The organism is Mycobacterium sp. 663a-19, from assembly GCF_035616495.1.
Classification (GTDB): Bacteria; Actinomycetota; Actinomycetes; order Mycobacteriales; family Mycobacteriaceae; genus Mycobacterium.
Genome location: NZ_JAPJAV010000010.1, coordinates 138,654 through 154,347 on the forward strand (window position 1 = coordinate 138,654; position 15,694 = coordinate 154,347).

General features: G+C 69.4%; 15 protein-coding genes and 1 pseudogene. 7 read left to right on the forward strand and 9 right to left on the reverse strand.

The features are described 5' to 3' along the window. Positions 1 to 62: 62 nt before the first annotated feature. Complete coding sequence (pgsA, locus tag OQ968_RS18615) at positions 63 to 623, reverse strand: CDP-diacylglycerol--glycerol-3-phosphate 3-phosphatidyltransferase (protein WP_324680534.1); 561 nt, start codon at positions 621 to 623, stop codon at positions 63 to 65. 84 nt (positions 624 to 707) lie between these two features. Between pgsA and OQ968_RS18620 the strand changes: the two genes are divergently transcribed. Then, positions 708 to 1,223 (forward strand): amino-acid N-acetyltransferase, encoded by a 516-nt coding sequence (locus OQ968_RS18620; protein ID WP_324680536.1) that lies wholly within the window; start codon positions 708 to 710, stop codon positions 1,221 to 1,223. Between the two features lie 48 nt (positions 1,224 to 1,271). Here the strand turns inward: OQ968_RS18620 and OQ968_RS18625 are convergent, their stop codons facing one another. Next, complete coding sequence (locus OQ968_RS18625; RefSeq protein ID WP_420715949.1) at positions 1,272 to 3,869, reverse strand: DNA translocase FtsK; 2,598 nt, start codon at positions 3,867 to 3,869, stop codon at positions 1,272 to 1,274. Between the two features lie 32 nt (positions 3,870 to 3,901). Between OQ968_RS18625 and OQ968_RS18630 the strand changes: the two genes are divergently transcribed. Genes OQ968_RS18630 through OQ968_RS18640 form a run of 3 tightly spaced genes read left to right on the forward strand, consistent with a single transcriptional unit; the run spans position 3,902 to position 5,918 of the window. After that, complete coding sequence (locus OQ968_RS18630) at positions 3,902 to 4,216, forward strand: putative quinol monooxygenase (protein WP_324680538.1); 315 nt, start codon at positions 3,902 to 3,904, stop codon at positions 4,214 to 4,216. Further along, positions 4,213 to 5,034, forward strand: coding sequence for a mycofactocin-coupled SDR family oxidoreductase (locus tag OQ968_RS18635; RefSeq protein WP_324680662.1), 822 nt, complete (start codon positions 4,213 to 4,215; stop codon positions 5,032 to 5,034). The genes OQ968_RS18630 and OQ968_RS18635 overlap by 4 nt, the downstream gene beginning before the upstream one ends. A gap of 2 nt (positions 5,035 to 5,036) precedes the next feature. After that, entirely contained in the window at positions 5,037 to 5,918 is an 882-nt protein-coding gene (locus OQ968_RS18640) for an SAM-dependent methyltransferase (RefSeq protein ID WP_324680540.1), read from the forward strand. A 92-nt stretch (positions 5,919 to 6,010) separates the two neighbouring features. On the opposite strand, the gene OQ968_RS18645 is transcribed toward OQ968_RS18640, so the two are convergent. From OQ968_RS18645 to OQ968_RS18675, 7 genes are all read right to left on the reverse strand, one after another. After that, on the reverse strand, positions 6,011 to 7,687 hold the full coding sequence (locus OQ968_RS18645; protein WP_324680542.1) for a ribonuclease J: 1,677 nt from the start codon (positions 7,685 to 7,687) through the stop codon (positions 6,011 to 6,013). 4 nt (positions 7,688 to 7,691) lie between these two features. Next, positions 7,692 to 8,594 carry a 4-hydroxy-tetrahydrodipicolinate synthase gene (gene dapA / locus OQ968_RS18650; protein ID WP_324680544.1) on the reverse strand — a complete coding sequence of 301 codons (903 nt, stop codon included), beginning with the start codon at positions 8,592 to 8,594 and terminating at the stop codon, positions 7,692 to 7,694. Between the two features lie 71 nt (positions 8,595 to 8,665). After that, on the reverse strand, positions 8,666 to 9,418 hold the full coding sequence (thyX, locus tag OQ968_RS18655; protein ID WP_324680546.1) for an FAD-dependent thymidylate synthase: 753 nt from the start codon (positions 9,416 to 9,418) through the stop codon (positions 8,666 to 8,668). A 5-nt stretch (positions 9,419 to 9,423) separates the two neighbouring features. Further along, the gene (locus OQ968_RS18660; RefSeq protein WP_324680664.1) at positions 9,424 to 10,647 is read right to left on the reverse strand and encodes a winged helix-turn-helix domain-containing protein; all 1,224 of its coding nucleotides are present in this window, start codon (positions 10,645 to 10,647) and stop codon (positions 9,424 to 9,426) included. Continuing rightward, positions 10,644 to 11,345: a cell division protein DivIVA gene (locus OQ968_RS18665; protein ID WP_324680666.1), complete on the reverse strand. Its 702-nt coding sequence runs from the start codon at positions 11,343 to 11,345 to the stop codon at positions 10,644 to 10,646. Before OQ968_RS18665 ends, OQ968_RS18660 begins: the two co-directional genes overlap by 4 nt. Before the next feature lie 95 nt (positions 11,346 to 11,440). Continuing rightward, the gene (locus OQ968_RS18670; protein ID WP_324680548.1) at positions 11,441 to 11,938 is read right to left on the reverse strand and encodes a dihydrofolate reductase; all 498 of its coding nucleotides are present in this window, start codon (positions 11,936 to 11,938) and stop codon (positions 11,441 to 11,443) included. Then, positions 11,935 to 12,735 carry a thymidylate synthase gene (locus tag OQ968_RS18675; protein WP_324680550.1) on the reverse strand — a complete coding sequence of 267 codons (801 nt, stop codon included), beginning with the start codon at positions 12,733 to 12,735 and terminating at the stop codon, positions 11,935 to 11,937. The genes OQ968_RS18670 and OQ968_RS18675 overlap by 4 nt, the downstream gene beginning before the upstream one ends. A 42-nt stretch (positions 12,736 to 12,777) precedes the next feature. On the opposite strand from OQ968_RS18675, the gene OQ968_RS18680 reads away from it, so the two are divergent. The 3 genes and pseudogenes from OQ968_RS18680 to OQ968_RS18690 all read left to right on the forward strand — a co-directional run bounded on the left by OQ968_RS18680 (position 12,778) and on the right by OQ968_RS18690 (position 15,682). Then, a complete protein-coding gene (locus tag OQ968_RS18680; protein ID WP_324680552.1) occupies positions 12,778 to 13,518 on the forward strand; it encodes a dienelactone hydrolase family protein in 741 nt (246 codons plus the stop codon). Positions 13,519 to 13,809: 291 nt separating this feature from the next. After that, positions 13,810 to 14,157, forward strand: a pseudogene (locus tag OQ968_RS18685) (PAS domain S-box protein); the annotation flags it as partial. A 160-nt stretch (positions 14,158 to 14,317) separates the two neighbouring features. Continuing rightward, entirely contained in the window at positions 14,318 to 15,682 is a 1,365-nt protein-coding gene (locus OQ968_RS18690; RefSeq protein ID WP_324680554.1) for an HNH endonuclease signature motif containing protein, read from the forward strand. The last annotated feature ends 12 nt before the right edge of the window (positions 15,683 to 15,694 follow it).

Sequence of the window (15,694 nt, forward strand, 5' to 3'; positions counted from 1 at the left end):
ATGGGCCCGAATCACCATGGGCCTCATTAGGTGAACGCCGGCGGCGGTGCCCTGGTTCCCGGTCAGGTCGTCTGACGGACTTCCCGGACGGTCGAGGCGACGTAGTCGATGCCGGTCACCACCGTGAGCACGATCGCCACGGCCATCACCACCGACGCCGCCACCAGGAACGGTCCCGACAGCGGCAGCACGAACAACCCGATCGCCACCGCCTGGACCACGGTCTTGAGCTTGCCGCCCCAACTGGCCGGAATGACCCCGCGCCGAATCACCGCCAACCGCAACAGGGTCACCCCGAGCTCGCGGGTCAGGATCAGCACGGTGACCCACCACGGCAGGTCGCCCAGCATCGACAACCCGATCAGCGCCGCCCCGATCAGCGTCTTGTCGGCGACGGGGTCGGCGAACGCGCCGAACTCGGTCGCCATGCCGAAGTTGCGGGCCAGCAGGCCGTCCAGCCGGTCGGTGATGATGGCAACCGTGAAGATCACGAAAGCGACTATGCGCCCGGCGATTTCGTGGCCGTCGCCGGCGAACAGCGCGAGCAGGAAGATCGGGACCAGCACCAGCCGCAGCAGCGTGAGGATGTTCGCGAGGTTGGCTATTCGGGCGCGTCGGACCATCGGAGGTGTTTGCGGCTGCCCCGACACCGCAACAGAATAACGGTTGACCAGCGCGGCCGTCCCCGATGTCAATACTGTTGACCCGTGACCGAAAGCCAACAGGATCACCGGCCGGTGGTCCGGCGCGCGCGAACCTCCGATGTCCCGGCGATCAAACAGCTCGTCGACACCTATGCCGGAAAGATCCTGCTGGAGAAGAACCTGGTCACCCTCTATGAGGCGGTCCAGGAATTCTGGGTGGCCGAACTCGCAGGGAAAGTGGTCGGTTGCGGCGCTTTGCACGTGCTGTGGTCGGACCTCGGCGAGATCCGCACCGTCGCGGTCGACCCGGCCGTGACCGGCCGCGGCATCGGCCACGCGATCGTGGACCGGCTGCTCGAGGTCGCCCGCGAGCTGCAGTTGCAGCGGCTGTTCGTGCTGACCTTCGAGACCGAGTTCTTCGGCAGGCACGGGTTCACCGAGATCGAGGGCACGCCGGTCACCGCCGAGGTGTTCGAGGAGATGTGCCGCTCCTACGACATCGGTGTCGCCGAATTCCTGGACCTGAGCTACGTCAAGCCCAACATCCTGGGCAACTCCCGGATGCTGTTGATTTTGTAAGCGTGAGCAGACGCAAACGCCCCCGACACGCCAAGGAATTGCGGGCTTTTACGTCTGCTCGCCGCAACCGTCTGCATCGGCACCGCGGATCGCGGTCAGCGTCGCGGCCAGCTCGTCGGGCTTGACCAGCACGTCGCGCGCCTTGGATCCCTCGGAGGGCCCGACGATGCCGCGGGTCTCCATCAGGTCCATCAACCGGCCCGCCTTGGCGAAGCCGACCCGCAGCTTGCGCTGCAGCATCGAGGTGGAGCCGAACTGGCTGGACACCACCAGCTCGACGGCCTGCAGGAAGACGTCCATGTCGTCGCCGATGTCGGGGTCGACGTCGGTGCGCTCGCTGGTGGGCTTGGCGGTGGTCACGCCCTCGGTGTACTCGGGCTCGGCCTGGTCCTTGCAGGCGTTGACGACGGCGTGGATCTCCTCGTCGGTGATGTAGGCGCCCTGCAACCGCAGCGGCTTGCTCGCCCCCATCGGCAGGAACAGGCCGTCGCCCATCCCGATCAGCTTCTCGGCGCCGGCCTGGTCCAGGATCACCCGGGAATCGGTCAGCGACGACGTCGCAAACGACAGCCGGGCCGGCACGTTGGTCTTGATGAGCCCGGTGACCACGTCCACCGACGGCCGCTGGGTGGCCAGCACCAGGTGGATGCCCGCGGCGCGGGCCTTCTGGGTGATCCGCACGATGGCGTCCTCGACGTCCCGCGGCGAGGTCATCATCAGGTCGGCCAGCTCGTCGACGATCGCCACCACGTACGGGTACGGCCGGTACTCGCGCTGGCTGCCCAGCGGCGTGGTGATCTCGCCGGACCGCACCTTGGCGTTGAAGTCGTCGATGTGACGCACCCGCGACGCCTGCATGTCCTGGTAGCGCTGTTCCATCTCCTCGACCAGCCACGCCAGCGCGGCCGCCGCCTTCTTCGGCTGGGTGATGATCGGGGTGATCAGATGCGGAATGCCTTCGTACGGCGTCAGTTCCACCATCTTCGGGTCGATCAGGATCATCCTGACCTCCTCCGGGGTGGCCCGGGTCAGCAGCGACACCAGCATGGAGTTGACGAAGCTCGACTTGCCGGAACCCGTGGAGCCGGCCACCAGCAGGTGCGGCATCTTGGCCAGGTTGGCCGAGATGAAATCGCCCTCGATGTCCTTGCCCAGCCCGATCACCAGCGGGTGGTGGTCGCGGCGGGTCGAGGGCGCGGTGAGCACGTCGGCCAGGCGGACCATTTCGCGGTCGGTGTTGGGCACCTCGATGCCGACGGCCGACTTGCCCGGGATCGGGGCCAGCATCCGGACGCTCTCGGTGGCGACCGCGTAGGCGATGTTCTTCTGCAGGGCCGTGATCTTCTCCACCTTGACCCCGGGCCCCAGCTCAACCTCGTAGCGGGTGACGGTGGGCCCCCGGGTGCAGCCGGTGACGGCCGCGTCGACCTTGAACTGGGTGAGCACCTCGCCGATGGCGGTGGCCATGTGGTTGTTGGCCGCGCTGCGCTTCTTGGGCGGGTCGCCGGCGACCAGCAGGTCCAGCGACGGCAGCGTGTAGGGGCCCTCGACGACGCGGTCGGTGGCCGGGGTCTGCTTGCGGGAGCCGCGCCGGCTGCGCGTGACGGCCTGGCGAAAGGCGGGTTCGGGCACGGTGGGGGTCTCGTCATACGTGTCGTCCCCGGCGCCCTCCGACGCCCACGCCTGCGGCTCCGGGTCGAAAGGCGCCTCGTCCTCGAACTCGTCGGCGTAGTCGTATGCGGGTTCGTCGTAGTCACCGTCGTAGTCGGCTTCGTCGCCGACCAGCCGGGTTCCGATCATGGCGCGCACCACGTCGGGCACCTCCCGGATCGTGGTCCCGGTCAGCAGCAGCAGGCCGAACATGAAGCCGATGAACAGCAGCGGCGCGGCGATCCAGGCCGTCAGCCCGTCCGACAGCGGACCACCGATGGCAAAGCCGATGAATCCCGCTGCGCGACGACGCAATTCGGGATCGGCCGGGGAACCCGACCACAGGTGGCGCAGGCCGAGGACCGACAGGGCGATCAGGCTCGCGCCGAGGATCAGCCGGGGCCGCGCCTCGGGGTTGGGCTGGGTCCGCATCAGCACCACCGCCACGCCGGCCAGGACCACCGGCAGCGCCAGGACGGCCGACCCGATGAACGTCCGGATCACGACGTCGACCCAGGCGCCGATCGGCCGGGCGGCGTCGAACCAGGAGCTGGCCGCGACCACGACGGCGAGGCCGAGCAGCACCAGCGCGACGCCGTCGCGACGATGCCCGGGGTCGATGTCGCGGGCCCGTCCGATCGACCGCGCCGCGCCGCCGGTGCCGCGCGCCGCCATCAGCCAGGTCGCGCGGGCGGCCCGGCCGCAGGTCAGTCCCGCGGCCACCAGCAGCGATCGGTTGCGCCGTTTGGCGGGCCTGCCCACCCTGCGGCGGGGCGCTGCCGGTTTCGCACCCCGGGACCTGCCCCGCGAAGCGGCCTTTGACCTGCTCGTTCGGGTTCGAGAGCGGGCGGCGGTCTTACTAGCCATGGGGGCAAGGGTAGTCGTAAACACATCATCTGCACCACCCGCCACACTGGTAACGCCGATCCTCTGCGGCGGGCGCCGCGGCCGCCCCCGGAACGCGTGGGTAGGGTGACGGACGGTGATCAAAGTCATGCCGCCACCCACCCCGCCCAGGAGGCCCTAGCATGCCCGTCGTCGTCGTCGCCACCATGACCGTCAAACCCGAATCGGTCGACACCGTCCGCGACATCCTCATCCGCGCGGTCGAGGAGGTGCACGACGAGCCCGGCTGCCAGCTTTACTCGCTGCACGAGACGGGCGAGACGTTCGTGTTCGTCGAGCAATGGGCCGACCCCGAGGCGCTCAAGGCGCACAGCACCGCGCCCGCGATCGGCAAGATGTTCGCGGCGGCCGGGGAGCACCTGGCCGGGGCGCCGGACATCAAGATGCTGCAGCCGGTGCCCGCGGGCGACCCCGGCAAGGGGCAGCTGCGCGCCTGATGGGCCGGCCACTCGACGGGAAGGTCGCGTTCATCACCGGCGCCGCGCGCGGTCAGGGCCGCGCGCACGCCGTGCGGCTGGCCGCCGACGGGGCGAGCATCATCGCCGTCGACCTGTGCGAGCAGATCGCCAGCGTCCCCTACCCCCTGGCCACCGCGGACGACCTGGCGGCCACGGTCAAGCTCGTCGAGGACACCGGCGCCCGCATCGTCGCCAGGCAGGGCGACGTCCGCGATCCCGAATCGCTGTCGGCCGCTTTGGCGGCCGGCCTCGACGAGTTCGGCCGGCTCGACATCGTGGTGGCCAACGCCGGCATCGCCCCGATGCAATCGGCCGACGGCTGGCGCGACGTCATCGACGTCAACCTCACCGGCGTGTACCACACCGTCGAGGCCGCGATACCGACGATGACCTCCCAGGGCACCGGCGGTTCGATCGTGCTGATCAGTTCGGCCGCCGGGCTGGCCGGCATCGGCAGCGCCGATGCCGGCTCCGTCGGCTACACCGCCGCCAAGCACGGCGTGGTCGGGCTAATGCGCGTGTACGCGAATCTGCTTGCCCGGCACGATATCCGGGTCAACTCGATACACCCGTCCGGCGTCGACACCCCGATGATCAACAACGAGTTCACCCGGCAGTGGCTGGCCCAGCTGGTCGCCGACTCCGATTCGCCGCCCGACATGGGCAACGCGCTCCCGGTGCAGGTGATGCAATCCGACGACATCGCCAACGCGGTGGCATGGCTGGTGTCCGACCAGGCCCGCTACATCACCGGCGTCACGCTGCCGGTCGATGCGGGCTTCCTGAACAAGAAGTAGCCATGGCGCGAAACCCCGTGGCGCAGACGGCCTTCGGCCCCATGGTGTTGGCGGCCGTGGAACAGAACGAGCCGCCCGGACGCCGCCTGGTCGACGACGACCTGGCCGACCTGTTCCTGCCGGCCCCGCTGCGCTGGCTGGTCGCCGCGACCCGGGTGGCGCCGGTGCGCCGCCTGATGATTCGCGGCTCGGAGTTCACCGGCCCAGGGTTGTGGGTCAACATGGCCTGCCGCAAGCGCTTCATCGAGGACAAGCTCGCCGAAGCGCTCGGCGACGGCGACGCCATCGACGCGGTCGTGATCCTGGGCGCCGGGTTCGACACCCGCCCCTACCGGCTGACCCGACGGGTCCGCATCCCGGTGTTCGAGGTGGACCTGCCGGTCAACATCGCCAGGAAGATCAAGGCCGTCCGGAGGGCGCTCGGCGCCCCGCCGCTGTCGGTTCGGTTGGTGGCACTGGACTTCGAACGCGACGACCTGCTCACCGCCCTGGCCGAGCACGGCTATCGCCCCGATTACCGCGCGTTCTTCATCTGCGAGGGCGTCACCCAATACCTCACCGAGGACGGCGTCCGGCGGACCCTGGAGGGGCTGCGCGCAGCCGCCCCGGGCAGCCGATTGGTGTTCACCTATGTCCGCCGGGACTTCATCGACGGGACGAATCGCTACGGCACCCGCACCCTGTACCGCAATGTCCGTGAGCGCCAACAACTGTGGCGCTTCGGCTTGCAGCCCGACGAGGTCGCCGGATTCATCGGCGATTACGGCTGGCGGCTGGTGGAGCAGGCCGGGCCCGACGAGTTTCTTAGTCGCTACGTCGAGCCCGCGGGCCGCAAGCTCACCGCGTCGCAGCTGGAATGGTCGGCCTACGCGGAGAAGATCTGACGGAAAAGACCTAACGCTCCGCGAGACTGTAACTGCCGACGTTCCCTCTCGGGAAACGTGTCGGCAGTTACAGTTTCGCGAACCAAGACCGTTTAGACCTCGATGACGGTCGGCACGATCATCGGCTGCCGGCAGTAGGTCTCGCCCACCCACTTGCCGACGGTGCGCCGCACCGCCTGCGCGATGCGGTTGGGGTCGGTCACGTCGGCGGCGGCCAGGGATTCCAGCTCCGCCTCGACCTTGCGGGCGGCGGGCTCGAGCGCCTTGGGGTCCTCTGAGAATCCGCGCGAATGCAGGTGCGGCGCGGCGACCGGGCGCCCGGTGCCACGCTTGACCACCACGGTGACCGCGACGAAACCCGAAGACAGGATGAGCCTTTCGCCCAGGGTGATGTCGCCGACGTCGCCGGTGATCAGCCCGTCGACGAACATCTGGCCAACCGGCACCGCCCCGGCGATGGAGGCCTTGCCGGCGACCAGGTCGACGCTGACACCGTTCTCGGCCAACAGAATCGACTCCGGCGGCACCCCGGTGCTGGCTGCGAGCTTGGCGTTGGCACACAGCATCCGCCAGGTGCCGTGCACCGGCATCACGTTGCGCGGGCGCACCCCGTTGTAGAGGAACAGCAGCTCGCCGGAGTAGGCGTGACCCGAAACATGCACCCGCGCTTGGGCATTGGTGACCACCCGGGCGCCGATCTTGGACAGCGCATCGATCACGCCGTAGACCGCCTCCTCGTTGCCGGGGATCAGCGACGACGACAACACGATGAGGTCGCCCGACGTCAGCGTGATGCTGCGATGCTCGCCGCGCGACATCCGCGACAACGCCGACATCGGCTCGCCCTGGGTGCCGGTGGTGATCAGCACCACCCGGTCGGGCGGCATCATCTCGGCGGCCGCGATGTCGATCACGTCGGAATCGGCCACCCGCAGAAAACCCAGTTCGCGGGCGATCCCCATGTTGCGCACCATGGATCGCCCGACGAACGACACCCGCCGGCCCAACGCCAGGGCGGCGTCGATGATCTGCTGCACCCGGTCCACGTTGGAGGCGAAGCATGCCACGATGACGCGCCCCTCCGCGCCCCGGATCAGCCGGTGCAGCGTCGGGCCCACCTCGCTTTCCGACGGCCCGACGCCGGGGAGCTCGGAATTAGTTGAGTCGCACAGGAACAGGTCCACGCCGGCGTCGCCGAGCCGGGACATGCCGGGCAGGTCGGTGGGGCGGCCGTCGAGGGGCAGCTGGTCCAGCTTGATGTCGCCGGTGTGCAAAACCGTTCCCGCGCCGGTGTATACGGCGATCGCCAACGCGTCCGGGATGGAGTGGTTGACGGCGAAGTATTCGCACTCGAACACGCCGTGGCGGGTGCTTTGCCCCTCCTTGACCTCGACGAACACCGGCTTGATGCGGTGCTCGCGGCATTTCGCGGCGACCAGCGCCAGGGTGAACTTCGACCCGACGACGGGGATGTCCGGCCGCAGCTTGAGCAAAAACGGGATCGCCCCGATGTGGTCCTCGTGCGCGTGGGTCAGCACCAGCGCCTCGACGTCGTCGAGCCGGTCCTCGATGTGGCGCAGGTCGGGCAGGATCAGGTCGACCCCGGGCTCGTCGTGGGTGGGAAACATCACGCCGCAGTCGATGATCAGCAGCCGGCCCAGGTGCTCGAAAACCGTCATGTTGCGACCGATTTCGCTGATGCCGCCCAGCGCGGTGACCCGCAACCCACCCGCGGTCAGCGGACCTGGTGGGGTGAGGTCTACATCCACTTGCTCACCTGAGCACCGAGGCCGCACGCATGTCGGCGGCCAGCGCGTCGTTCTGCTCCGGCGTCGCCGCCAGCTGCGGCAGCCGCGGATCACCGACGTCGAAGCCCTGCAGCCGCAGGCCCGCCTTGGACATCGTCACCCCGCCCAGCCGGGCCATGGCATCGCACAGCGGGGCGAGCCCGACGTTGATCTTGCGGGCGGTGGCGATGTCGCCGGAACCGAAGGCGGACAACAACTCTCGCAGCTGACCGGCCGCCAGATGCGAGATCACACTGATGAAGCCGGTGGCGCCCATCGCCAGCCACGGCAGGTTCAGCGCGTCGTCGCCGGAGTAGTAGGCCAGCCCGGTCTCGGCCATGATCTGGCCCCCGGCGTGCAGATCCCCCTTGGCGTCCTTGATTCCGACGATGTTCGGGTGCGCGGCCAGCGCGCGGATGGTCTCGGTCTGGATCGGTATCACCGAGCGCGGCGGAATGTCGTAGAGCAGCACCGGCAGCTCGGTCGCGTCGGCGACGGCGGTGAAATGCGCGATCAGCCCGCTCTGCGGCGGCTTCGAATAGTACGGGGTGACCACCAGCAGGCCGTGGGCGCCCTCGGCCGCGGCGGCCTTGGCCAGCCGGATGCTGTGCGCGGTGTCGTAGGTGCCGGCGCCGGCGATCACCCGGGCGCGGTCCCCCACCGCCTCGAGCACGGCGCGCAACAGGTCGCGCTTCTCGTCGTCGGTGGTGGTCGGCGACTCGCCGGTGGTTCCGGAGATCACCAGGCCGTCGCACCCGGCTTCCACCAGGTGGTTCGCCAGCCGGGCGGCGGTGGTGAGGTCGACCGTCCCGTCGGCGCCGAACGGCGTCACCATCGCGGTCAGCAGAGTTCCCAGGCGCGCCGGGGCGTCGAATCCGACGGTACTCACGGTGTTCAGGCTACCTGGCGGCGGCAAGCCATTTGGTACCCGCCGCCCCGGCCGTGTCCCGGTGAGCAGCCTCAGGCTTCGGTAGCCAACGGGCTGGTGGCGACCTCGGTGCCGTCGGCCAGGGTGGAGATCTCGAAGTCGGCGAACACCGCGGGCGCGACCCCGGCGAGCTGCCGCAGGCACTCGATGGCCAGCCGCCGGATCTCCACATCGGCGTGCTCGCTGGCCCGCATCGCGATGAAGTGCCGCCACGCCCGGTAATTGCCGGTCACCACGATGCGGGTTTCCGTCGCGTTGGGCAACACCGCGCGCGCGGCCTGGCGGGCCTGCTTGCGGCGCAGGATCGCGTTGGGCTGATCGGCGAACTTGGCCTCCAGCCTGGCCAGCAGGTCGGCGTAGGTCGCGCGGCTGGCGTCGGCGGCGGCCGCCAGGATCGCCTGCAGCTCGGGGTCGTCCTCCATGCCCGGCGGCACGACGACCCGCGAGTCCCGTTCCGGGACATAGCGCTGCGAGAGCTGCGAGTAGGAGAAGTGCCGGTGCCGGATCAGCTCGTGCGTGCAGGACCGGGACAGGCCGGTGATGTAGAACGACACGCTCGCGTGCTCGAGCACCGAGAAGTGGCCGACGTCGATGATGTGCCGGATGTAGCCGGCGTTGGTCGCGGTCTTGGGGTTGGGCTTCGACCAGCTCTGGTAGCAGGCCCGGCCGGCGAACTCCACCAGCGCGGGACCGCCGTCGGCGTCGGTGCTCCACGGCACGTCGGGGGGTGCCAGGAACTCGGTCTTGGCGATCAGTCGCACGCGCATCGGCGCCAGCTCGGCCACGGCGCTCACCTTAAGGCGTGCCGCGCGGCCGCGCGCAGCGCCGGGGCCAGATCGCCCTGCCCGGAAACGCTGAGCCCGCCCAGTCCCAGCCACGACGCCATGGACTCCAGCTCGCCGGCCAGCGCCGCGGCGACCCGGGGCCGCGAGATGTCGGGCTCGCCGAAAGCGCCCACCACGCGAAGGGAGTCGGCGCCGCGGTCGGCCTTGAGGTCCACGCGCGCGACCAGCCGGCCGTCCAGCAGGAACGGCCACACGTAATAGCCGTACTTGCGCTTGGCTGCCGGGGTGTAGATCTCGATGCGATAAGCGAATTCGAACAGCCGCTCCACCCGGGGCCGGAAGAAGATCAACGGGTCGAACGGGCACAGCAGCGCGGTGCCGCGGTCCGCGCGCGGCACCGTCCGCCCGGCCCGCAGGTACGCCGGCGCGGACCAGCCGTCGACGCTGACCCGCTCGATCTCCCCGGCCGCCAGCAGGTCGCCGATCGCCGGCTTGACCCGCGGCGCGGGCAGCCGGAAGTAGTCGCGAATGTCGGCCTCGGTGCCCACGCCCAGCGCGGTGGCGGCCCGCAGCGTGAGCTCGCGGATGGCCTCGTCGTCGTCCACCCGGCGGGCCAGCACGTCGGCCGGCAGCACCCGCTCCACCAGGTCGTAGTGGCGGGCGAAGCCGACCCGGGTGGCCGTGGTGAGCACCCCGGAGGAAAACAGCGCCTCGGCCACCCACTTGGTGTCGCTGCGGCTGCCCCACCAGCTTCCCCTGGGGCCGCGCGGGCCGCCGGCCAGGTGCGCCTCGATCTGCCCGGCGGTGCTGGGCCCGAGTTCCGCCACGGCGGCGACGATTTCGTCGGCCAGCCGCGGGTTGGCCTTGACGATATGGGTGCCCCAGCGGCCGTGCGGGTATTGCCGCATCCGCCAGCGCAGCAGCGGCCAGTCGTCGACGGCCATCAGCGCGGCCTCGTGCGCCCAGTACTCGGCCAGCAACCGCGCCCGGCGCGGGCCCCACGCCGCGCGGTCCAGCACGTCGCGGTCGTACGGGCCGAGCCGGCTGAACACCGGCGCGTAGTGTGCGCGCACCGCCACCGACACCGAATCCAGTTGCAGCACTTGGATTCTCGAAATGAGCCGTTTCAGGTGCGCACGCGTCACCGGGCCCGTGGGCCGCGGTTCGTTAAATCCTTGGGCCGCAACGGCTATCCGCCGGGCCTGCGCGGCGGTCAGCCGCGCGCTCAGCCGGCGCTGACTTTCTCGTCCAGCGGCACCACGGCGCTGCCGTCGGGCAGGTCGTCGCGTTCCTGGTACGCCGCCTCGAGCGCGCCCGGGACCGCTTCCAGGTCGCGGTACACGCCCATCAGTTGCTCCAGGATCTTGATCCGCTGCTGGCTCGCCGCGTTCACCGCGCGGCGGGCCTCCTCACGATCCCGGTCGGCTCGCTGTCGCGCCTCGGCCAGGAGCCGCTCGCGGGCCTGCTCGGCGTCGTCGCGCAGGCTGGCCAACTCGGCCTCGAGCTTCGCCTTGGTTTCCTGGTACTCGGCCTCGAGGGCCTTTTGCTGGGCGGCCATGTCGGCCAACATCTCGTCGCGCTTTTGCCGGGTGGCCTCGGCCTCGGCCTCGGCGGCCGCGATCAGTGCCTCCGCCTCGGCCTGCGCCTCGGCCTGCATCTCGGACACCTCGTCGACCGCGCGCCGCAGCATCTTCGCCATCCGCTTCTGCATCGCGTGCGGCGACGGTGAGGTGTCGGTGAGGACGGCAACCTCCTTGCGCAGCGCGGCCGCCTCATCGCCCGATTCCTTCAGCCGGGCCCGCAAACTCTCCACGTCGTCGAGCAGCAGCTTCTGCTTGGTGGTCAACACCTCGATGTGGGCGTCGACCGCGGCCGGGTCGTAGCCCCGGAACATGCGAGTGAACGTCTTTGTGGGTTCGGTGATCACTGCCAAATTCCCCTCCTGGAAGCTCCTGGTAAACCCGGTAGACCGACCCCGACGTCGAGTATGTCAGGTCAGGCCATGGGCGCGGACACGAGCACTCACCGCCGAGAGTAGCTGTGAAACCGGTACCGCAGCCCCGAGCGGCTGAGCAGCCACTCGCCGGTCTCGGCCCGCCACGCTCCGTCGAGCACCGGGGCCAGCGCGTCGTCGTCGTCGCGCGGCAGGTCGATCTCGACCTCGGTCACCTCGCACCGGCTGGCGTGCGGCAGCGCGAGCGAGTAGATCTGCGCGCCGCCGATCACCCACGTCTCGGGCTCGGTCTGGAGAGCGGCCAGGGCCGCCTCCAGCGAACCGAACACCTCGGCCCCGTCGACCGCGAAGCCGGTTTGGCGGGACAGGACGACGTTGCGGCGGCCCGGCAACGGCCGGACCCTCGCCGGCAGGGAATCCCAGGTTCGCCGGCCCATCACCACCGCGTGGCCCATGGTCACCTGCTTGAAGCGCGCCAGGTCTTCGGGCACCCGCCACGGGATGTCACCGCCGCGCCCGATCACACCGGACGTCGACTGAGCCCACACCAGGCCCAGGGTGCTCATACAGCGACGGGGGCTTTGATCGCGGGATGCGGGTCGTAGTTCTTCACGACGACGTCGTCGTAGGTGTAGTCGAAGATCGAATCCCGTTGGCGCAGAAAGAGTTCCGGGTATGGCCGCGGCTCGCGGCTCAGCTGCAGCCGCACCTGGTCGACGTGGTTGTCGTAGATGTGGCAGTCACCGCCGGTCCAGACGAACTCGCCGACGGAAAGCCCCGCCTGGGCGGCCATCATGTGGGTCAGCAGCGCGTAGCTGGCGATGTTGAACGGCACCCCCAGGAACAGGTCGGCGCTGCGCTGGTAGAGCTGGCAGCTCAGCCGCCCGTCGGCGACGTAGAACTGGAAGAACGCGTGACACGGCGGCAGCGCCATCCGCGAGATTTCGCCGACGTTCCACGCCGACACGATGATGCGCCGCGAGTCCGGGTCGGTGCGCAGCAGCTGCAGCGCGGCGCTGATCTGGTCGATGTGCTCACCCGTCGGCGTGGGCCAGGATCGCCACTGCACGCCGTAGATCGGCCCGAGATCGCCTGTGGCGTCTGCCCATTCGTCCCAGATGGTGACTCCGTGCTCGCGCAGCCAGCCGACGTTGGAGTCGCCGCGCAGGAACCACAACAACTCGTAGACAACCGATTTGAAATGCACCCTCTTGGTGGTCAGCAGCGGGAAGCCGGCCGACAGGTCGTAGCGCAGCTGCTGGCCGAACAGGCTTCGGGTGCCGGTGCCGGTGCGGTCCGGCTTGGCCGCGCCGCGCTCGAGCACCAGGCGCAGCAGGTCCTCGTAGGGTGTGGGAACCGGCACGCGGCCAGCTTAGCGTCGATCGGCAGGAGTAGAACGGGTGCCATGCCGAACATCGAAGACGCCGTCACCACCGACGACGGCACCTGCACCGTCCACCTGTTCACTCCCGACGGCCCGGGCCCGCGGCCCGGCGTGGTGATGTTCCCGGACGCCGGCGGCGTGCGCGACACCTTCCACCAGATGGCGGCCAAGCTGGCCGGGTTCGGCTACGCGGTGCTGCTGCCGGACGTGTATTACCGCAGCGGCGACTGGGCCCCGTTCGACATGGCCACCGTGTTCGGCGACGAGCGGGAACGCCGGCGGCTGTTTGCCATGATCGGCAGCATCACGCCGGACAAGATGGCCGCCGACGCCGCCGCCTTCTTCGACTACCTGGCCGCTCGCCCCGAGGTTTCCGGGGAGCGGTTCGGTGTGTGCGGCTATTGCATGGGCGGGCGGACGTCGTTGGTGGTTGCCGGCCGGGTTCCCGACCGTGTCGCGGCGGCGGCGTCGTTCCACGGCGGCGGCCTGGTGACCGACGGCGCAGACAGCCCGCACCTGCTGGCCGACCGGATGAGCGCCACCGTGTACGTCGGCGGCGCCGAGAACGACGCGTCGTTCACGGCCGATGACGCCGAGCAACTCGACAAGGCGCTGACCGCCGCCGGGGTGGCCCACACCATCGAGTGGTACCCGGCGGCGCATGGGTTCGCGGTCCCGGACAACCCGCCCTACGACCCCGCGGCCGACGAGCGGCACTGGGCGGCGATGACGGGCCTCTTCGCTTCGGCGCTACCGCGCTAGCGTGTTTGCTGTGGCAGAGCGGCAGCAACCGAATTTCGCTTGTGTCAGCTAACGAAATGCGCCAGAAGCCCCGCGCAATATCGTTATCCGCCACCGCAAACAATTGCGCACGTGCCGAATAGCAAATTCGACTATCGGACTATGGACTTTCGCACGCGCCGTAATCTAGCATTTGCTGCCAGCGGAATGGTCGGCGCGATGACGGAGTGAGCCGTGGCTACCAACGGTCCCACCACTGTGGACGGCGAACGCATCGAACGACGACGGCCGAAGCCACCGGGTCAGCTGCCCATGGAAACACTGCGGGACATGCCCGCGCTGGTCGTGCTGGAGCGGCTGCCCACGCCGGCCCTGGCGGTCGACCGCGCCGGAACCATCCTTTTCGCCAACGGGGCGTTCCGCGAGATGGTCGGCTATTCGTCCGACGAGCGGCTACCGACGAACTTCGACGACGTCTTCCACCGCCTGCCGGCCGACGACCACTGGGTCGCTCTGGCGGGAACCGACGGCCCGCGGTTGGTGGAGCTGCGGCACCGGGACGGCCACACGGTGTGGGCCAACATGAGCAAGTCGGCGATGCGGCGCCGTGACGACACCGTCGCGCTGGTCGGCTTCCACGACCTCACCGAAGAGCTCTGGCTGTGCCGCAAAGCCCTCGAACTACCGCAGGAGGCGCTGGCCCGGACGTCGCGGGGAGTGACCCGCGGCGGCGGCGCGATTTAGTCCACAGTTGCGGTTTTATCCACAGATTGCGCGATTGGCGATGTTGATTCGCACAGGTGTTCGATAGAGTGGGGGTATGGGTGCGAGCAGTCGTGAGGAGATCGTCGAGGTCTTCGGCGCGCTCGACACCGCCCTGGACCGGTTGGGCGAGTTGTCCTTTGAGGTGTTGACGACCCCGGAACGACTGCGGGCCCTGGAACTGCTCGAATGCGCGGCGCGGCGGCTGCGCGCCCCGCAACACACCCTGATCAACCAAGTCGGCGCCCAAGCCTGCGCCGAAGAGTTGGGCGGCAGCCTGCGCACCGCGCTGGCCGACCGGCTGCGCATCACCCGGGCCGAGGCCACCCGGCGCATCGACGACGCCGACGACCTGGGTGAGCGGCGCGCGCTGACCGGGCAGCCGTTGGCGCCGCGGTTGGCCGCGACCGCCACCGCCCAACGCGCGGGCCTCATCGGCGACGGGCACGTGCGCGTGATCCGCGGTTTCTTTGCCCATCTGCCCGCCGAGGTGGATTTGTCTATCCGGGAGGCCGCCGACGCCGATTTGGCCAAGCACGCCGCCCACTACCGGCCCGACGAGCTGGCCCGCTACGCGCAGCGGATCATGGACTGGCTGCACCCCGACGGCGACTTCAGCGATCAGGAAAGGGCGCGCAAGCGCGGGATCATCCTGGGCAAGCAGGAATACGACGGCATGTCGCGCATCAGCGGCATGATCACCCCCGAGCTGCGGGCCGCGATCGAGGCCATGCTGGCCAAGCTGGCCGCCCCCGGCGCCTGCAACCCCGACGACCAAACCCCGATCGTGGATGCGGCCCCGGATGAGGAGGCGGTGCGCCGCGATCACCGCACCGCAGCCCAGCGCAACCACGATGCCTTGCTGGCCGCACTGCGTGGCTTGTTCGCCTCCGGGGAGTTGGGGCGGCACAATGGGTTGCCGGTGTCGATCATCGTGAGCGCCACGCTGCGGGAGTTGGAGGCCGCCGCGGGCAAGGCGCTGACCGCCGGCGGCACCCTGGTGCCCATGTCGGATGTGATCCGCTGGGCCGGCCACGCCCATCATTACCTCGCGTTGTTCGATGGCGCCAAGCCGCTGGCCTTGTATCACACCAGGCGGCTGGCCTCCCCGGCCCAGCGAATCATGCTGTACGCCAAGGATCGCGGGTGCACCAAGCCCGGCTGCGATGCCCCGGCCTATCACAGCCAAGTGCACCACGTAAAAGGATGGACGAACACGCGGCGCACCGACATCGACGACCTCGGCCTGGCCTGCGGCCCGGACAACAGACTCATCGAGAAGGGCTGGACCACCCGCACCAACACAAGAGGCGAAACCGAATGGATACCACCCCCACACCTCGACCGCGGCCAACCCAGAACAAACAGCTTCCACCACCCCGAACGATTCCTGCGCGGCCAAGACGACGACGAACCCCATTGACGCAGGGATTCG

What these genes read in the sequence shown, in the direction of transcription:
- OQ968_RS18640 (WP_324680540.1), top strand. Translation starts at nt 5,037, where the DNA reads ATGGCGCGAAACCCCGTGGCGCAGACGGCCTTCGGCCCCATGGTGTTG.
- OQ968_RS18680 (WP_324680552.1), top strand. Translation starts at nt 12,778, where the DNA reads ATGCCGAACATCGAAGACGCCGTCACCACCGACGACGGCACCTGCACC.
- OQ968_RS18690 (WP_324680554.1), top strand. Translation starts at nt 14,318, where the DNA reads ATGGGTGCGAGCAGTCGTGAGGAGATCGTCGAGGTCTTCGGCGCGCTC.
- OQ968_RS18625 (WP_420715949.1), bottom strand. Translation starts at nt 3,869, where the DNA reads ATGACTTTGATCACCGTCCGTCACCCTACCCACGCGTTCCGGGGGCGG.
- pgsA (WP_324680534.1), bottom strand. Translation starts at nt 623, where the DNA reads ATGGTCCGACGCGCCCGAATAGCCAACCTCGCGAACATCCTCACGCTG.
- OQ968_RS18670 (WP_324680548.1), bottom strand. Translation starts at nt 11,938, where the DNA reads ATGAGCACCCTGGGCCTGGTGTGGGCTCAGTCGACGTCCGGTGTGATC.
- OQ968_RS18630 (WP_324680538.1), top strand. Translation starts at nt 3,902, where the DNA reads ATGCCCGTCGTCGTCGTCGCCACCATGACCGTCAAACCCGAATCGGTC.